The 17,890-nt window shown below is 34.4% G+C and carries 19 protein-coding genes; 18 read left to right on the forward strand and 1 reads right to left on the reverse strand.

The window, feature by feature from the left end; translation table 11 throughout:
- The first annotated feature begins 35 nt into the window (after positions 1–35).
- From CN925_RS07585 to ytaF, 15 genes are all read left to right on the forward strand, one after another.
- Positions 36–1,517, forward strand: coding sequence for a flavin monoamine oxidase family protein (locus CN925_RS07585; protein WP_098845642.1), 1,482 nt, complete (start codon positions 36–38; stop codon positions 1,515–1,517).
- Positions 1,518–1,626: 109 nt separating this feature from the next.
- A complete protein-coding gene (locus CN925_RS07590; protein ID WP_098845704.1) occupies positions 1,627–1,833 on the forward strand; it encodes a spore coat associated protein CotJA in 207 nt (68 codons plus the stop codon).
- A gap of 2 nt (positions 1,834–1,835) precedes the next feature.
- Positions 1,836–2,099: a spore coat protein CotJB gene (locus tag CN925_RS07595; RefSeq protein ID WP_098845643.1), complete on the forward strand. Its 264-nt coding sequence runs from the start codon at positions 1,836–1,838 to the stop codon at positions 2,097–2,099.
- A 15-nt stretch (positions 2,100–2,114) separates the two neighbouring features.
- Positions 2,115–2,684, forward strand: a complete 570-nt coding sequence (locus CN925_RS07600) for a manganese catalase family protein (protein ID WP_098845644.1) — start codon at positions 2,115–2,117, stop codon at positions 2,682–2,684.
- A gap of 683 nt (positions 2,685–3,367) precedes the next feature.
- Positions 3,368–3,961 carry a TerD family protein gene (locus CN925_RS07610; protein WP_098845646.1) on the forward strand — a complete coding sequence of 198 codons (594 nt, stop codon included), beginning with the start codon at positions 3,368–3,370 and terminating at the stop codon, positions 3,959–3,961.
- Between the two features lie 34 nt (positions 3,962–3,995).
- Positions 3,996–4,574 carry a TerD family protein gene (locus tag CN925_RS07615; RefSeq protein ID WP_098845647.1) on the forward strand — a complete coding sequence of 193 codons (579 nt, stop codon included), beginning with the start codon at positions 3,996–3,998 and terminating at the stop codon, positions 4,572–4,574.
- A gap of 229 nt (positions 4,575–4,803) precedes the next feature.
- Positions 4,804–5,010, forward strand: coding sequence for a helix-turn-helix domain-containing protein (locus CN925_RS07620; RefSeq protein WP_286138286.1), 207 nt, complete (start codon positions 4,804–4,806; stop codon positions 5,008–5,010).
- Positions 5,011–5,034: 24 nt separating this feature from the next.
- The gene (locus CN925_RS07625) at positions 5,035–6,654 is read left to right on the forward strand and encodes a YceG family protein (protein WP_098845648.1); all 1,620 of its coding nucleotides are present in this window, start codon (positions 5,035–5,037) and stop codon (positions 6,652–6,654) included.
- A gap of 14 nt (positions 6,655–6,668) precedes the next feature.
- Positions 6,669–7,748 carry a toxic anion resistance protein gene (locus tag CN925_RS07630; RefSeq protein WP_098845649.1) on the forward strand — a complete coding sequence of 360 codons (1,080 nt, stop codon included), beginning with the start codon at positions 6,669–6,671 and terminating at the stop codon, positions 7,746–7,748.
- Between the two features lie 341 nt (positions 7,749–8,089).
- Entirely contained in the window at positions 8,090–9,085 is a 996-nt protein-coding gene (locus CN925_RS07635; RefSeq protein WP_098845650.1) for an iron-siderophore ABC transporter substrate-binding protein, read from the forward strand.
- 13 nt (positions 9,086–9,098) lie between these two features.
- Positions 9,099–10,160, forward strand: a complete 1,062-nt coding sequence (locus tag CN925_RS07640; RefSeq protein ID WP_286138292.1) for a FecCD family ABC transporter permease — start codon at positions 9,099–9,101, stop codon at positions 10,158–10,160.
- 44 nt (positions 10,161–10,204) lie between these two features.
- On the forward strand, positions 10,205–11,251 hold the full coding sequence (locus CN925_RS07645; protein WP_098845652.1) for a FecCD family ABC transporter permease: 1,047 nt from the start codon (positions 10,205–10,207) through the stop codon (positions 11,249–11,251).
- Between the two features lie 91 nt (positions 11,252–11,342).
- Positions 11,343–12,173: an ABC transporter ATP-binding protein gene (locus CN925_RS07650; RefSeq protein WP_098845653.1), complete on the forward strand. Its 831-nt coding sequence runs from the start codon at positions 11,343–11,345 to the stop codon at positions 12,171–12,173.
- Positions 12,174–12,441: 268 nt separating this feature from the next.
- Complete coding sequence (tatC, locus tag CN925_RS07655) at positions 12,442–13,143, forward strand: twin-arginine translocase subunit TatC (protein ID WP_286138287.1); 702 nt, start codon at positions 12,442–12,444, stop codon at positions 13,141–13,143.
- A gap of 197 nt (positions 13,144–13,340) precedes the next feature.
- Entirely contained in the window at positions 13,341–13,985 is a 645-nt protein-coding gene (gene ytaF / locus CN925_RS07660) for a sporulation membrane protein YtaF (protein ID WP_098845654.1), read from the forward strand.
- Between the two features lie 71 nt (positions 13,986–14,056).
- On the opposite strand, the gene CN925_RS07665 is transcribed toward ytaF, so the two are convergent.
- Positions 14,057–14,881 (reverse strand): COG4705 family protein, encoded by an 825-nt coding sequence (locus CN925_RS07665; RefSeq protein ID WP_286138288.1) that lies wholly within the window; start codon positions 14,879–14,881, stop codon positions 14,057–14,059.
- A 160-nt stretch (positions 14,882–15,041) separates the two neighbouring features.
- On the opposite strand from CN925_RS07665, the gene CN925_RS07670 reads away from it, so the two are divergent.
- The 3 genes from CN925_RS07670 (at position 15,042) to map (ending at position 17,855) form a co-directional block, all read left to right on the forward strand.
- Positions 15,042–16,055, forward strand: coding sequence for a S66 family peptidase (locus tag CN925_RS07670; protein ID WP_098845655.1), 1,014 nt, complete (start codon positions 15,042–15,044; stop codon positions 16,053–16,055).
- A 461-nt stretch (positions 16,056–16,516) separates the two neighbouring features.
- Positions 16,517–16,927, forward strand: a complete 411-nt coding sequence (locus tag CN925_RS07675) for an NUDIX hydrolase (RefSeq protein ID WP_098845656.1) — start codon at positions 16,517–16,519, stop codon at positions 16,925–16,927.
- Between the two features lie 181 nt (positions 16,928–17,108).
- On the forward strand, positions 17,109–17,855 hold the full coding sequence (map, locus tag CN925_RS07680; RefSeq protein ID WP_098845657.1) for a type I methionyl aminopeptidase: 747 nt from the start codon (positions 17,109–17,111) through the stop codon (positions 17,853–17,855).
- Positions 17,856–17,890 lie beyond the last annotated feature (35 nt).

A 17,890-nucleotide genomic window follows, 5' to 3' on the forward strand; every position in this document is an offset into this window, starting at 1 on the left:
CTTATGAACTAAAATAACTTTTTAGGAGAGAGAGCATGAGTAGTACATCTAGTAGGCATTTATCGAAGGATGAAATGGTTACTTTAATACAAAATGGACTAGAGAGGACAAATAATTCGAAAAAGATTGTTATAGTAGGAGCGGGAATTTCGGGATTAGTGGCAGGTTCTTTATTAAAGGAAGCTGGACATGAGGTGACGATTTTAGAAGCAAATGGTCGTGTAGGTGGACGAATTTTTACGAAAAGAGCACCTTTTATTAATGAACAATACTTGGAATTGGGAGCAATGCGTATTGCTTCTGATCACAAGCTGGTACTTGAATATATTCGAAAATTTAATTTAAAGATCAACGAATTTATAAATGGGAAGTCAGAGGATCTTATTTTTGTTAACGGGGTAAAGACAACACAAAAGCAATATGAACAAAACCCTGATATATTAGGTTATCGTGTAGCAGAAAATGAAAAAGGGGTGAATGTCGATCAGTTAATTGAAAGGTCGCTAAAGTCCACAATGGATTTTATTAAACAAGACCCTTATGAAAATTGGAAAACCGTTATTAAAAATTATGATCATCATTCAATGGATTCATTCTTAAGATACAACCCAATCGGTACACCTTTATCACCTGGTGCGATAGAGGAAGTAAAAGTACTTCAAGGGATGGAAGGATTTCCTGAACTTGCCTTTACTGCAATATTAAGAGAGTTCATTGTGTTATTTTCAAAAGAAATTAAGTTTTATGAGATTACCGGTGGGAATGATCAACTACCTAAAAAGTTTTTGGCACAATTGAAGGATAATTTATTCTTTGGACAAAAAATGAATAAAATCGTCCAAGAAAATAATCAAGTAACGATTCACTCAGATCATTATACAAGCCATCTGCCTTATCAAACGACTGCAGACTATGCCATTATTACTATCCCGTTTTCGTTATTAAACTTCATAGAAGTGGTTCCACGAAATTCATTTTCTTATGATAAATGGAAAGCTATACGAGAATTACACTATGTTCCTTCTACTAAAATTGGACTTCAGTTTAAAACTAGATTTTGGGAGAAAGATGGTACATTAGGTGGGAAATTAACCACAGATTTACCAATCCGGTTTGCATATTATCCTAGTAATCATAATGGTAAAAATGGATCGGGAATTGTTTTAGCTAGTTATACTTGGGAAGATGATGCATTGATTTGGGATAGTATGTCTGAAAATGATCGGATAATGAATGCATTAAGTAATTTGGCCATAATCCATGGTAATCAAGTTTATACAGAATTTATTACTGGTTACACACATAGTTGGGCTCTTTATCCATACTCTGGAGGTGCATTTTCTATGTTCAAACCAGAACAAAATAGAGAGTTGACACCTTATATTTCCACTCCTGAGGGGCGAGTGCATTTTGCCGGTGAACATACATCAACTGCACCTGCATGGATTGAAGGCGCAATCGAATCTGGCATTCGATCAGCATTTGAAGTAAATAACCGAACCATCGTAGAACGATAAAAATTCATTTTTTAAATTTCCGTTGAATATAGTGAAAATAGTGGATGTCTTTTTATTTGAGGGAGTGATCAGTTTGAACGAAAATAATCAAGGACTACAATTTACCCCTGTGAAAACATGGAATGTTTTTCATGGCCCAAATGACCCTTGTCCACCAATTGGTACAAAATATTACTCTACACCACCACATTTGTATTTAGGATTTCAGCCACCAGGACTAGAGCAATTTTCTTACAAAGAGGCATTGAAAAAAGGTACTTTATGGAAAGTGTTTTATGACTATTACGAGAATCCATATAAACCAAGGAGGGATTAAAAATGCCTGAGCAACTTCCTCCAGAATATTATCAAGATTTAGAGGAACTGCAAGCTGTTGATTTTGTACTAGTAGAACTAACTTTATATTTAGATACTCATCCAAGTGATCAAAATGCAATTCACCAATTTAATCAATACGCCCAATATAAAAAACAAATCGAAGCTAATTTTGAATCAAAATATGGACCATTATATCAATTTGGTGGCAGTTATTCAGATCAAAACTGGAACTGGCATAAAGGCCCATGGCCATGGCAGGTTTAGAAGGAGGGAATATTCATGTGGGTTTATCAAAAAAAACTACAATATCCAGTTAAAGTGAGTACCTGTAACCCTATGCTTGCCAAATTTTTAGTTGAACAATATGGGGGAGCAGACGGAGAGTTGGCTGCTGCTTTAAGATACTTAAATCAGCGATATTCTATTCCGGATAAAGTTATTGGACTTTTAACGGATATTGGAACAGAAGAATTTGCTCATTTAGAAATGATTGCTACGATGATCTATAAGCTAACAAAAGACGCGACTCCAGACCAAATGAAAGCTGCCGGACTAGATGCTCATTATGCCTCTCATGATAGTGCATTGTTCTACCATAATGCAGACGGTGTGCCGTTTACTGCTGCCTATATTCAAGCAAAAGGTGATCCAATTGCCGATTTATATGAAGATATTGCAGCTGAAGAAAAGGCTAGGGCAACGTATCAATGGATCATTGATCTATCTGATGACCCTGATTTAAATGATAGTTTAAGATTTTTAAGAGAGCGTGAAATTGTTCATTCACAGAGATTTAGAGAAGCTGTAGAAATTCTGAAAGAGGATCGACAACAGCGGAAGATTTTTTAAGTTGGTTTAACTTGAATGATAATTTTTTAAAACCTGTTCCTTCTATAGTATAGGGAACAGGTTTTTATTTTAGTAACAGCTAATTAATTGGAAAAATTATTATTATATTAGAAGTTGATTTTTGTGAAGTAAATATTCAAAAGCCTACATTAGAAGAAATATTTATGGATAAAAGTATTCATATGAATCAACAGGAGGTAATTTACTTGAAATTTTTTATTACATTACTTGAAATAATATTTGTAGCAAGTGTAGTTGGTATTGTTGCAAGTAATTTTGGAGTGGAATGGTTAAAAGAACTAAAAGTGTTTCTATATATATTAGTTGGATTAAGTTTGGTACTTAGTTATCTCCTAAAAAACAATATAAAAAGTAACACAAAAAGTACACTATAGCGATGGGCACATAAGTGTCTACCGCTATAGTGTACTTTTATTTCTATATAAAAACTGATACAGGTAAGTTTTTTCCGGTGTTGTCGATCTTCTTTCCAGAGTTTGCGGCTTTCAGAATTTATATGCAGGTCACTCAAAACAAGCTCGCCAAATTTTGTTATGACATGAAATTGTAACAAATTTCACAAAACTCTATGATGTTAATAGTATTTCCAAAATTTATATGATAATATTAAACTATAAGTCACGCAAACGTGATTAATACATGGTAAGGAGTGTTAAAAGCATATGGCAATTTCTTTACAAAAAGGTCAAAAAGTCGACCTTACAAAAGGAAGAGCGGGACTTTCCTCTTTAATTGTAGGTTTAGGTTGGGATCCGGTTAAAAAAAGTGGCGGATTTTTCGGATTTGGTAAACAAGAAAACATTGATTGTGACGCTTCTGTTTTAATGTTAGATGAAAATGATAAGTTAAGAAGTGCAAGTGATGTAATCTATTTTGGAAACAAAAAAAGTTTATGCGGTAGCGTAGTTCATTCTGGAGATAATCTAACGGGTGATGGAAACGGTGACGATGAGCAAATATTTGTTAATTTAAATAAGGTTCCATCTTATGTACATAAACTTGTATTTGTTGTAAATATCTATGCTTGTGTTCAACGTAAGCAAGATTTCGGTATGATTAAAAACGCATTTATTCGTGTAGTAGATAAGTCGGCAAACTCTGAGTTAGTAAACTACAATATTACTGAAAATTATTTAGGTTTAACTGCGTTATTCCCTGGTGAGATTTATCGCCATAATGGGGAGTGGAAGTTCTCTGCGGTTGGAGAGGGAACAAAAGATATAGCTTTAGATAAAATAGTTCAACGTTTTCAATAAATAATTTACATAAAGGACAAGGAGTGTATTTAAAATGACAGTAAATTTATTAAAAGGACAAAAAGTAGATTTAACGAAAACAAATCCTGGTTTAACGAATATTGTTGTTGGATTAGGTTGGGATACTAACAAGTACAGTGGCGGTAATGACTTTGACTTAGACTCATCAGTATTCTTATTAAATGGAGCTAGCAAATGTGCTTCTGAAAAAGATTTCGTATTTTATAACAATACAGTAGGTGGAAATGGATCAGTTAAACATCACGGTGATAACAGAACTGGCGCTGGTGATGGTGACGATGAGCAAATTACAGTTAACCTAACAAACGTTCCTGCTTCAGTAGAAAGAATCGCATTTGCTATTACGATTCATGAAGCTGATGCACGTAACCAAAATTTCGGACAAGTTAGCAACTCTTATGTTCGTATTTTAAATGAAACGAATGGTGAAGAATTAATTCGCTATGATTTAGGTGAAGATTTCTCAATTGAAACTTCAGTAGTAGTTGGTGAGTTATATCGTCATAATGGCGAATGGAAATTCAATGCAATTGGTAGCGGCTACCAAGGTGGTTTAATCTCACTAGTTAGAGATTACGGCTTAGACGCTTAATTTTATTTTAAAAAAAGTTTGTGGATAGTCAAAAGGGGAAAGCTTATGTATTTCCCCTTTCTATTTGGATATAGTCCGAAAAGTTGATTTGGCGGGCGGTCTAAACCTACTTTATTATCGTTTAGTACATCTTTAGAAAATGGTTTCTAAGTATGTACTAGATGATAATTTTAGTTTAAGATGTTTTCCTAATGTAATGTTGCATTATTTAGAAGTTCGGGGTGGGATTTTGGATAAACAAAGTAATACGATAAATTTAAATGATCCAAGTTTACTTAGTTCTCGTCAAGCATGTGAAGAGTGGGGGATCAATGATTCAACATTACGGAAACGAATAAATGATTTTCCAGACGGTTCGATACGTAAATTTGGTTCCTCTTGGGTAGTAACTCGTGAAGGTATGTTAGCAGTTTTTGGACAACCAAAAATGAAATAATCACATCAGAAAGGAGTATCTATTATGTCTGCGATCAACCCAGTAGCCATGGATATTAATCAACATGAGTGGTTGAGTATTTTGAAACAACCTTCTAAATTAAGACAATCTTATCAAGTAGAAGGGGAAACTATACAGTTTAATCAAATTGCATGGCGAATTTTAGGAACAAGCTTCGATGAAGACGAGTATTTTGAAAATTTATATGAACTAGTACATGACGAGGCTTTAAATGTCATTCTACTAAGCGAAGATTTAGACAAGACAATTTCGAATGATATGTTACAAGCAGTTCAAAGAGTAGTCACAATTAACAATGCTGAAAACGGATTATCAGTGAACAGACTAATTGCATTCCTTGAAGGTGAGCGATTAATTCCGAAGCACGAAAATCAGAGCATCCACAGACATATTCGGGAACAAATTAAATCTGTTTTATCTACTTTTAAAGATTCACATAAAAATGGATTCCTAGATAGTAATTTTAGAAGGATCTTAGTTGATCTCGTTAAATGGTTACATAACCATGTAAATAAATGGATTGAGACATTTCCTACTAGTTCTCCACTTATTTTGTGGTATGGTGATGCAACGATAAGTGAAAGTTATTTTCTTTACTTACTAATCCTTTTAGGTTTTGATGTTGCTATATTTCATCCTGAAGGAAAAGATTCATTATCTCATTTAGTAGGTACAAAGAACGAAGGAATTAAGCGATTACCTTCAAAGACATCTTTAGTACCTTTTCCAACAGAAAAACCAGTTAGGAAAAGTACAGTTGCCCATCGAGCGACGAAGGAAATTGAGCAATTATTGCATACTGAGGATTCATTATTATTTAAACCATGGCAATTTAGAAATTATATTCCTCGATCAATTACGTTAAAAACAACCTTTGATGAATTATTCATTTTACATAAAGAAAGAGCAATGTTACGTCCTAATTTTCAAGTAAAGGACAATAGTGTTGAAATACCTGTTTTCTTTATGAAGGTTCTAGGTGTGACGAAAAATCACCGTGACTATTGGGAAAAAATTGGCCAACTAACTGAAAGTAATTTGACACTTAAAATAGATAAATTTCCATTTACACAATTAGTTAAAGGAAACCAACAATATCATTACCAAAATGCTTTAGGGCGTGACGGGCTACTAGACCCAGAAAAGATGGTGGAAAGTAACTGGTGGAGATATAAAGAACTTCCAAGTGGATTACAGTTTGGTTTAGCCTCTGCTATATCTAGATATGTTGACCGAGCAAATATTAAACCGTTACCAAATGAAACAAAAGATCAGACCCAGTTATTTTTATTTAGCCAATCGATGAATATACCAAATGAAATATTAAGATTACTACAACAGTTTGATTACACACAGCAAGTTCCGAAATTAATTATTTATAATACAGAAAGAGATGGTGAACTAAATAGAAATGACGCAGCACTGCTTCTATTATTAAATGAGTTTGGCGTGGATTTAATTTTACTTAATCCAACGGGTCAGAATGATATCGAATTATTCGTAGATGAAAAATTTTTCGATTCTCATTGGTTAGATGAGGTTACTTTCGATACTGAATTTCAAGTGTTGCGACCATCAGGACAGTCACTAATTAAAAATCTATTTAGAAAAATAGTTAAATAAAAGGGGAACTAAAAATGTCTATAAATACACTGACTAGTTTAGAAAAGCAAGATGAAATTTTGAATGCAAATGATATGAAATTGCAATTAAGAAATGAACCTGAGGTACATCGTTTAGCAAGTTCAATTGACCATAAAAATCAAATCGCATTATTGGAGTATGGGAAAGAACCTGCAACTGAAATTTCTACCTTTTCAGGTAAAATTTTAAATACAATTAAGGCTTCAAGTATGGAAGAATCTAGTGTTTTATTAAAACAATTAGGTAAAATTATGGACCGCTTTGATGCAAAAGATTTTGCTGAAGAAAAAGGTTTTCTTTCTAAAATTTTTAATCGTGGTCAAAAGTTAATTGATAAATTATTTGATAAATATCAGTCAATGGGTACTGAAATTGATAAAGTGTATGTAGAAATTACAAAATATGAACACGAAATGAAAACATCTACAAATACATTAGAACAACTTTATGAGCAAAACGTAGCCTATTATCTGGAGTTAGAAAAATATATTGTAGCTGCAGAAATGAAAGTAGAAGAGTTGAAAACACAGCTTCCTGCTTTAACTGAAAGAGCTGGATCAGGTAATCAACTTGCCATGATGGAGTTAGATTCCTTAAAAAATGCAATCGAGTTACTTGAGCAACGTACTTATGATTTAGAAATGGCAAAACAAGTTGCTTATCAATCAGCTCCGCAAATTCGTTTATTACAACGTGGTAATACGAAATTAATTGGTAAAATTAACTCTGCATTTGTAACAACTATTCCAATTTTTAAAACTGCATTAATTAATGCGATAGCAGCTAAAAGACAAAATTTAGTAGCTCAATCAATGAATGAATTAGATAAGAGAACAAACGAATTATTATTACGTAATGCCAATACCATTTCACAGCAAAGTGTGGATATTGCTAGATTATCAGGATCACCTAGTATTAAGATTGAGACGATGGAAGAAACTTGGAATATCATTATGAAGGGTATGCAAGAAACGAAAGCGATTGAAGAAGAAAATAAAATTCAACGTGAACAAGGTAAACTTCGTTTAGAGCAGCTGCAAGAAAACTTCATTAAACTTAAGCAAGGGAAGTAATGATATAGGTTAAAGTCAGTGGCTTAAACAATGCTACTGACTTTTGTTTATATTTAATGATAGTTTAGATAATCGGGGAGTAGTTTTAGCAAATTTTGATTCTTTTATTTTCAAAAAATGTTATTATAATATAATGAGATAAATTAAAAAGTTAATGCTATAGTACATAGTGTTGTAAAGAATTGGAAGATTCGATTTGCGACACTATTTAAGCTGATAAGTGAATAATTCTGAAAGTTCTGTAACAATGATGGAATTCTATTGAACATTAAATGTCGCTTTAGTATAATTAATGATTGAAAATGATTATCAACTTCAGTGTTAATTAAGGAGAGAACGAAATGATTAAAAATATCAAAATACCCAAATTACTTGGGATTATCATGTCTTTATTTTTATTGATTGGTCTAGTTGGCTGTTCATCAGATTCAGGTAAAAAGTCTGGTGAAAAGTCTTCAAGTGAATCTGGTGTAACAGTTGATACTAAATTCGGAAAAGTGGAGATCATAGGGCATCCGAAACGTGTTGTTGCTCTAGGTTGGGGCGATGCAGAGACGGCCCTAAGTCTTGGGGTTGAACCAATTGGTGCAAGTGATTGGCTTGCTTTTGGTGGTGACGGTGTAGGACCTTGGTTAAAAGGTGCATATAAAAAATCACCAACTATTCTAGGGACAATGGAACTTGATTATGAGAAAATTGCTTCTCTTAAACCAGATTTAATTCTCGATGTAAAATCTTCAGGAGATGAAGAACGATACAAACGCCTTTCAGAAATCGCTCCAACTGTCGGGGTTCCTGAAGGTGGAGATAATTATTTAACGACTACTACAGACCAAGTGCGAATGATTGCACAAGCCCTTGGTAAAGTTGATAAAGGTGAAGAATTACTTAAGGATGTAGATGTGGCATTTGATAAAGCGGCTAAGGCAAATCCTGAATTTGCAGGTAAAACGGTTGCTGTTGGTGCTTATGATTCTTCAGGTTTTGGTGCTTACGTAAAAGGCGATTCTCGTGTTGATTTTGTAACGCGACTTGGATTCAAAAACAAGGAAGAGATTGAAAAATTAGCTAAAGGTAATTTCTATATTAAAGTTGCTGATGAAAAGTTAGATCTATTAAATGCTGATTTAACGATTATTTTACCTATTTTTGTTGATCCAAAAGAGATAACAAACAATAAACTTTATCAGAAAATCCCATCTGTAGCTGATGGAAGATCAATTATTCTTGATACAAATTCATCAAACGCATTCTCAACAGGAACGGTACCTGCATTATTATGGGCAATCGATAATTTACCACAACAGTTTAAAAAAGCATTAGAAAGCGGGGAGTAAGACGGTGACAGCGATGAAGCAACCAAAAAACAAAACGACTCAAGTAGTTGGGGAAAATACAAAGACAATTACTTCGATGCGATTGCAACGATTTTTTGGCTTCATCGTAGCACTATTACTTTTGATAGCTGTAGTGTTCATGAGTTTGATGATCGGTGCAAAATCCATACCTTTTGGTGAAGTATGGGATGCGTTGTTTTCACCAAACAATAGCTATGACCACACAATCATTCATAATACAAGGATACCAAGAACAATTATTGCACTAATTGTTGGTCCTGCATTCGGACTAGCTGGAGCTTTAATCCAAGTACTGACTAGAAATCCATTAGCCGACCCCGGTATTTTAGGCGTAAATGCTGGAGCAGCCTTCGCAGTTGCGATAGGAGTTGGTGTATTTTCTGTTACATCGATGTCTGATTATATGTGGTTTGCACTTATTGGTGCATTAATTGCGACAATTGCAGTATATGTTATAAGTGGAGGAGCTGGTAAAAAGGCTCCTACACCTGTACAAATTACACTTGCTGGGGTAGCACTTGGTGCCACTTTGAGTGGGATTACGACTTCATTGACATTAATAAATAGTAAGGCCTTTGCACGAATGTTGAACTGGAGTGTTGGGACATTAGCTAGGAGAAGTCTTGATGACCTTTGGCTTGTTCTACCCATTTTAATCATTGGTGCATTATTAGCATTTGTCATTACTCCTGCATTAAACGCGATTGCCTTCGGAGATGATCGTGCATCTTCTTTAGGAGTAAATGTTGGTGTGACTCGCGCAATAGGTTTGATTGCAATCACACTATTAGCTGGCGGGGCAACTGCGATAGCTGGACCAATTGGTTTTATTGGTTTAATGGTGCCACATTGTGTACGATGGTTTGTCGGCCCAGACCAATTTTGGATTTTTCTATACTCAATAGTAGCAGCACCAATCATCCTCATCCTTTCAGATATTATTGGTAGAGTTGTATTGTTGCCTTCGGAAGTTCCAGTAGGGATTATCACGGGACTAGTTGGTGCACCGATTCTACTAATTCTTGTTCGTAGACGTAAAGCGAGTGGATTATAAAATGATTTGTGGCATAGGTTTGAATGTAAGAAGGAGTGAATAATATGCGCCCCATTAATTATGGTAGGCACTATCTACAACTGAAATGGCCAGTAAAGGCGCGAATTGATGTGAGGAGCATGATTGTTGTGGCAATCCTTCTTATGGCCACGATTGCAATTGCAATGTTTGCATTAATGGTAGGCACACTGAAATTAAGTGTTCACGAAGTTTTTTCTGCTTTAATTGGCCAAGCGACAGGGATGACGAGAACTGTTGTGGTCGAATGGCGTTTACCACGAGTGGTAGCTGCGATTATATTTGGAGCAGGTTTAGCAATAAGTGGAATGATCTTTCAATCAATAACTCGGAATCCATTAGGGTCTCCTGATATCATTGGTTTTACTTCAGGCTCTTATACTGGAGCACTTATTGTGCTTCTTGTCGCTAAGTCGACTTCTTACATTAATATAGCTGGTGGAGCTTTGATCGGTGGATTCACAACGGCTCTCCTTATTTATTTGCTTGCTTTCCGAAAAGGAACGCAGAATTTTCGCCTAATTATCGTTGGAATAGCCGTTTCAGCAATCTTAGGCAGTATCAATTCGATGCTTCTTATTAAAAGTGATGCAGAGGTTGCGTTAACTGCGGCAGCTTGGGGAGTTGGATCACTAAATGGGATTGATTGGAAACAAGTAGTTCTTCCCGCAATTGCCGTCATTATTCTCATTATTTGTGCTGGAATAATGAACAGACCATTGCGTGAAATGGAGTTCGGCATGGACACGGCAAAATCTCATGGTGTTCGGATTGAACGTTCTCAACTATTACTGATTCTTATTGCAGTTGCATTGACGGCTGCTCCTACAGCAGTAATAGGTCCAGTTAGTTTTGTAGCACTTGTTGCACCGCAAATCGCTAAACGTATTACTAAATCAGAAGAGAGTATTTTACCTGCAGCGATGATGGGAGCGTTTCTTTTACTAGGGGCGGATGTTCTTGCACAAAGAGTAATTCCAGGAACAATTTTTCCAGTAGGTGTGGTAACTTTATCATTAGGTGGAATATACCTAGTCTGGCTATTATTCCGTCAAGCTCGATCAGCAGCTTAAATGAAATAAAAATGTACAAGCTTTAGGACCTTTCTCACGAGAAGGTTTCATGTATTACGATATTCTGATTGAAAGAAGTTGAAAATGAATTATGAAGTTAACAGCGGCAGACATTCAAAGCCAAAAGACCATTCAAACAGAGTCTAGGCTTTGGACAGAAAATATTACAATCAAATATGATAATCGGGTAATATCGAGAAACCTTTCAGTACAAATTCCAGATGGATCATTTACAGTCATTGTTGGTCCAAATGGATGTGGGAAATCAACCTTACTTCGAACACTTTCAAATCTGTTAAAGCCATCAAAAGGGCAAATATTACTAGATGGAAAAGCTATTACATCTTATAAGTCAAAGGAAGTAGCTCGTAAACTAGGACTGTTACCACAATCTTCAACCGCACCAGACGGTATAACGGTAGCGAATTTGATCGCACATGGCCGATATCCGTATCAGAGTCTTATAAGACAATGGACTGATGAAGATGAAAAAGCAGTAATGTCTGCGATGGAGCTTACAAATACGAGCGATTTGTCACATCGATACGTAGACGAACTATCTGGTGGACAAAGACAAAGAGTTTGGGTTGCAATGGTACTTGCTCAACAAACACCAATGCTCCTTCTTGATGAACCAACGACTTACCTTGATATTGCTCATCAAATTGATTTATTAGAGCTATTTAAAGATCTAAATATACAAGGGAATACATTAGTTGCTGTTTTACATGATTTGAATCATGCTGCGAGATATGCAGATAATATTATCGCTATGAAGGATGGCCAGGTGATTGCACAAGGAGACCCTCGCGAGATTATCACTGCTAAACTAGTTGAAGAAGTCTTCGGTTTAAAGTGCATAATCATAGATGATCCGATTGCCAATACACCACTGGTCGTTCCATTAGGTAAGAATAGCTAACTTGTGATTTTCGTTTAATATCACTAATAAAAAAATAAGTGAAAATAAAAACATCACTTATTTTTTTGTTAGTGATTTTTTGTTTAGATAATTTATCTAGTTAACTTCATCCTATTGAGTTATCGCTCATTAAGTCATCGAATCTTTTAACCATGTTTTTTATTAAAAAATTCTTATTTGAACAAATTGTATTTGTTTGAAATAATAATGTGGGATGAGAAAGTATTTTATACAATTGTTCTAGTAAATGGCAAAGTGGAGAATTCATATGAAAAAAGAAATGGAAGTAGTCGATCATCTTGAGGAACTGCGTAAAAGAATTATCATTACAGCAGTTACTTTTATTGTTCTATTTATAATTGGGCTCGTTTATGTAGAACCAATTTATAAATTCTTAACAAGGGATTTAACATATAAACTAGTTGTACTTAGTCCTGGGGATATATTATGGGTCTATTTTTCGATTTCTGCCGTTTTTGCTGCTGTTTTTACGATCCCAATTGCAACTTGGCAAACTTGGTTATTTGTTAGACCGGGTTTACATCCTTCCGAACAAAAAGGGATTGGATTTTATATACCCGCATTATTTTTGCTGTTTGTTTTAGGATTAGTGATTGGCTATTACTTTGTTTTTCCTAATATCCTTAGATTCCTAACAATTATGGGACAAGGATTGCTTGAACAAAACTACACAGTTGAAAAGTATTTCTCTTTTCTTTTTAATCTAGTTGTTCCCTTTGCTGCATTTTTTGATATGCCAGTTGTAATCATGTTCTTAACAAAAATCGGCGTAGTGAAGCCTAGATATTTACAGAAAGTGAGAAAGTATGCATATTTTATCTTAGTAATCGTTGCGTGTTGTATTTCACCACCAGACTTTATTTCACATATTTCTGTCTCGATTCCGTTAATATTATTATATGAACTAAGTATATTAACATCTAAATCAGTATATAGAAAAAAGGGGTAAATGAGTAAAAGCTCATTTACCTATTTTGGTTTCAAAGCATTTGTATGAAGTTTATTAAAATATCTATACTCTCCAAAACTTTTTATTAGTAAATTTTTAAACTTTGAACAAGTTGAATAATCATAGATTCTTCATAGGTTATAAAAAGCTAGACAAAAAACTTTTGTCGGAAAAAGATGAAGTAAGGAGCATATACTATGCATTATTCAATTTGGATTACTGTTTTATTTCTTGCCTTTTCATCTAGTATTGATAATTTTGGAGTAGGAATAACTTATGGAATTCGAGGAATAAAGGTTGGTTTATTAGCGAATTTAATAATTTCAATCATAGCGTTTATTTTCAGTGAAGTAGGTATTGTTTCAGGGCAATTTATTTCAAAAGTATTCCCGGGAACACTGTCCAATGTAATCGGTGCATTTTTTTTACTAGTAATTGGACTTAGAATCGTTCTGCTTACTTTTCCAAGAAAGGATAAACAGAACATAATAAATAATGATGGAGAAGAATCAGTTTCAAATAATATTACAATTTATTTAAGTTCACCGGAGAAAGCCGATGTTGACCATTCAGGAGACATAAGTAGTTTTGAAGCAATCATTTTAGGGACTGCTGTTTCAATGAATGCACTAACGAACGGCTTAGGTGTTGGATTAATTGGACTTTCACCATTTGCAATATCGATAGCAGCCAGTATTTTTAGCTTTTTAGCGATTTGGTTAGGCGTCCTTTTAGGAAAGAAAGTCGCCAATGTGAAAATCGGTGGATGGTCGCTTGGACAATTTAGCTCTATTATTAGTGGAATTATATTGGTCTTGATTGCGATCCACAATCTAGTTTGATAAATTAATTTAGATCATGAAAAAAGCTGATGTAAATAGTTCAACATCAGCTTTTTACTTTTAGTAAAATATTATGCGATTGTAGATTTTGATGCATCAACATCATTTTCATTTTGCACATCTTTTTTTGAAATTGAAAGATATCCAACTAGAATGATAATGATAATTGAAAGTACTAGTGTAACAGGCCCACCACCATATCCAAGTCCTCCGTGCTTTTGAGATACAGAGCTCCAATCCGAAAATGATGCTCCAACTGGTCTTGTCATAATATAAGCAAACCAAAATGAGAAAATTTCATTTAGCTTGAAGAACTTTCTTCCAATAACCGGTATTGCTAATAAAGCCGTGAACAGAATACCTGATGAAAAATAGCCTAAATGCATTGTTGATGCAGTCATGTCACCAGCAGCAGTTCCTAAAGCGAATGTTCCCATAACAACTGACCAATATAAAATCTCTCGGTGTCGTGTGTAAATGCTGTGGATAGAAAGAGTTTTCTCCATCTTATACCAAATCATAAAAATAATTGCCAACGAGACTGCAAAAAATACCGTTGATATCACATATGGAATACCAAGACCAACGTGTACAACGTCAGCTGCTACGGTACCAAATACACTAATCATTACAACAACTAACCAATAAATACTAGGTACGTATTTACGAACTTTAAACTGTAATATTAAAGACAGAATTAGGACAATTAATGCTACTGCAACACCTATTACTGGCGTTAAAGTTTTCACGATATAATCGGAAAACACTTCACCCATACCAGTTGTCAATAACTTAGTAATCCAGAAAAATATTGTAACTTCTGGAACTTTTTTTAACATATTTTCTATTGGTGGACTTATTTTCTTATTTATATGTTTTTGTTCAATTGATTCCACTTCATAATCCTCCTTACTGAATTTAAATATAATGTAAACAAGGTTTATGAAAGTAAAATGAAAAATGACATGTAATTTAGCAAAATCCATAATTTAGAAATTCTTGTTGTATATCCCATCGTAATCTATTAGAATCAATTAAAAGAAAATGGGTGATAAAATGATTAAGTATCCAGTTTTAAAAAGTGGTGCAACGATCGGAGTGACTGCACCATCATCAGGCCTAAAAGAGCAGTACCATGAATTGTTGAAGCAGTCCATAAACCGCATGGAAAGAGACGGATATAAAGTAGAGTGTGGAGAAGTTGTTTGGACACAGGAGAAAGCAAAATCAGCAAATGCTAACAAACGTGCAAATGAGTTAAATCAAATGATGAAAGATGAGAAAATAGATTTCATTTTTCCGCCGTGGGGTGGGGAGCTTGCTATCGAGATTCTTGATCAATTAGTATTTGAAAATTATAAAGAGAAATGGATTTTAGGCTATTCTGATACAAGTATTATATTATTAGCATTTACATTAACAACCGGAATTGCTACTGCACATGGATCGAATTTAATCGATTTAAGAGGAGAATATTCCGATGACACAACAGCTATGTGGCAGAAGGTGTTAGCAACTAAATCCGGTGACTCGATCACTCAAACCTCTTCCGAATTGTTCCAAGCAAAATGGCAACACGGAAATCCAACACCATATGTATTTCATTTATCCGAAAAAACAAAATGGAAAACTACTTCGAATAAAGATGAGAAAATCAAAGGTAGATTGCTAGGTGGATGTATTGATGTAATTAGACATCTTGTCGGAACACCTTATGGAGATGTACGCTCATTTAAAAGTAAATACATTAAAGAAGATCCAATCATTTGGTATTTCGAGAATTGTGAATTGAATACAACAGATTTAAGAAGATCGCTAGTGCAGATGAAACTAGCAGGATGGTTTGAAAATTGCTCAGGAATATTATTTGGACGTAGTGCAGCAAATCAAGCTGTAGATAATTATACAATTGAAGATGTATATAATGAGCTATATGAAGAATTAGAAATACCAGTTATATACGATATTGATTGTGGGCATGTACCACCTCAAATTACTTTAATTAATGGTGCATTTGCAGAAGTAGAAGTAAATAGTGGAAAAGGTAAGATTGTAGAGACTTTTATATAATTCAAGACAAAAAGCGTTTTTTATAAAAGAACGCTTTTTAATGTGGTCTAGAAGAAAGAAGTGTGTGAATACGAAAATGACAACTTGTACTTTCCTCAATCCAAGAGATTCTTAGTGCAAATGAAATTAGCAGTCCGGTTTGAAAATTGCTCAGGAATATTGGACGAGCGCTGTAAAAATAGAAGATGTATAGTATGAGTTAAATAAAGAAATGGAATATACTACATTACACAAAGCGTTTTTTATAGAAGAAAACTTATCTTTTATTAAAAATTTAAAAAAAGAAAACAAGTGCCATTATTGTAACAACCACTATGAATATACCTACCATGACTTTTGTGTAAAGGACATACCCATCAGAAAGTTCCGGTTCTTCTTTATACATAAAAAATTAGTGATAGAGGAAGATTTATCCGTTTTTTAAATGATACGAATCATATTAAGGAAGTAGAGGTGCCAAATTGAAAAAAGTTAATGTGGTTTATACGCTGATCTATGATGAAGTAACTAAAAATGTCTTAATGGTACAAAATGAAAATGAAGTTTGGACATTGCCTGGTGGTGCTGTTGAAGAAAATGAAACGTTAAAACAAGCAGCGGTAAGAGAGGCGTTTGAGGAAACTGGATTAGTAGTGGAAATAGGGAATATTATCGCGATTAATGAAGCTTTTTTTCCTGAAAGAGGACATCATGCCATTTTATTTACATTTAGTGCAAAAATAATCGGTGGCGATTTAGTCATTTCACATGAAGAGGAAATTCTACAAGTTAAATGGATTGATCTTCAAACAGCAAATGAATTAATGCCATATCATAAAGCTGGTATCGAAAAATTATTAGCTTCATCTGTTCCTTATACATTTCAAGGATAATTTTTAGAAACTAGAGTGATTACAAAGTGCCTTACTCCCTTAAAATTGTTATAGTCCCATTATCCCCTGCCTTTAATCCCACCTTTTTTGTCTTGTATAAGTGCTTAAAAGACTATAACATAGTAATATTATGGCATAATAAAAGAAAGACAAATTATTAAATAGAATCAGGAGCAATAAAATGATTATCAAGAATGAACAAGAATTAGAAGCTTTAAGAAAGATAGGCCGTATCGTAGCGTTAGCAAGAGAAGAAATGAAGGCAAGAGCTGTCGTTGGAATGACAACAAAAGAATTAGATGAAATCGGTAGACAAGTTTTAGAGGAGCATGGTGCAACTTCTGCCCCACAAAAAGAGTATGATTTTCCTGGCACAACTTGTATTAGTGTTAATGAAGAAGTGGCTCATGGAATTCCAGGTGACAGAGTACTTCAAGATGGCGATTTAGTGAATGTCGATGTATCAGCAGCATTAGATGGATATTATGCAGACACTGGAATCTCTTTCGTAGTTGGGAAAGGTGATCTATTAAAAGAGAAGCTTTGCAAAGTTGCAGAAGATGCATTTTGGGCTGCAATGAAAAAAACAAAAGCAGGTTCAAAACAAAACCAGATTGGCAGAGCAGTATATAATGAAGCAAGTAAAAACGGTTTAAATGTCATTGAAAACCTAACTGGCCACGGTATTGGAAGAAGCCTTCACGAAAGCCCACAACATATATTAAGCTATTTTGATCCAATGGATAAAGCCTTATTAAAGGACGGTCTTGTTTTAGCAGTAGAGCCATTTATCTCTGCAAATGCAGACCACATTATCGAGTCAGGCGATGGCTGGACATTTGTGACGCCAGATAAGAGTTTAGTTGCCCAATGCGAACATACAATTGTTGTAACAAAAGGTGAACCAATCATTTTAACTCAGATTTAAGAAATTGGAAAAGCGAAGAATTTTAGTTCTTCGCT

The organism is Bacillus sp. AFS055030, assembly GCF_002574545.1.
Classification (GTDB): domain Bacteria; phylum Bacillota; class Bacilli; order Bacillales; family Bacillaceae_G; genus Gottfriedia.

What these genes read in the sequence shown, in the direction of transcription:
- CN925_RS07585 (WP_098845642.1), top strand. Translation starts at nt 36, where the DNA reads ATGAGTAGTACATCTAGTAGGCATTTATCGAAGGATGAAATGGTTACT.
- CN925_RS07610 (WP_098845646.1), top strand. Translation starts at nt 3,368, where the DNA reads ATGGCAATTTCTTTACAAAAAGGTCAAAAAGTCGACCTTACAAAAGGA.
- CN925_RS07640 (WP_286138292.1), top strand. Translation starts at nt 9,099, where the DNA reads ATGAAGCAACCAAAAAACAAAACGACTCAAGTAGTTGGGGAAAATACA.
- CN925_RS07670 (WP_098845655.1), top strand. Translation starts at nt 15,042, where the DNA reads ATGATTAAGTATCCAGTTTTAAAAAGTGGTGCAACGATCGGAGTGACT.
- CN925_RS07645 (WP_098845652.1), top strand. Translation starts at nt 10,205, where the DNA reads ATGCGCCCCATTAATTATGGTAGGCACTATCTACAACTGAAATGGCCA.
- CN925_RS07650 (WP_098845653.1), top strand. Translation starts at nt 11,343, where the DNA reads ATGAAGTTAACAGCGGCAGACATTCAAAGCCAAAAGACCATTCAAACA.
- tatC (WP_286138287.1), top strand. Translation starts at nt 12,442, where the DNA reads ATGAAAAAAGAAATGGAAGTAGTCGATCATCTTGAGGAACTGCGTAAA.
- CN925_RS07625 (WP_098845648.1), top strand. Translation starts at nt 5,035, where the DNA reads ATGTCTGCGATCAACCCAGTAGCCATGGATATTAATCAACATGAGTGG.
- CN925_RS07600 (WP_098845644.1), top strand. Translation starts at nt 2,115, where the DNA reads ATGTGGGTTTATCAAAAAAAACTACAATATCCAGTTAAAGTGAGTACC.
- CN925_RS07595 (WP_098845643.1), top strand. Translation starts at nt 1,836, where the DNA reads ATGCCTGAGCAACTTCCTCCAGAATATTATCAAGATTTAGAGGAACTG.
- CN925_RS07635 (WP_098845650.1), top strand. Translation starts at nt 8,090, where the DNA reads ATGATTAAAAATATCAAAATACCCAAATTACTTGGGATTATCATGTCT.
- ytaF (WP_098845654.1), top strand. Translation starts at nt 13,341, where the DNA reads ATGCATTATTCAATTTGGATTACTGTTTTATTTCTTGCCTTTTCATCT.
- map (WP_098845657.1), top strand. Translation starts at nt 17,109, where the DNA reads ATGATTATCAAGAATGAACAAGAATTAGAAGCTTTAAGAAAGATAGGC.
- CN925_RS07615 (WP_098845647.1), top strand. Translation starts at nt 3,996, where the DNA reads ATGACAGTAAATTTATTAAAAGGACAAAAAGTAGATTTAACGAAAACA.
- CN925_RS07630 (WP_098845649.1), top strand. Translation starts at nt 6,669, where the DNA reads ATGTCTATAAATACACTGACTAGTTTAGAAAAGCAAGATGAAATTTTG.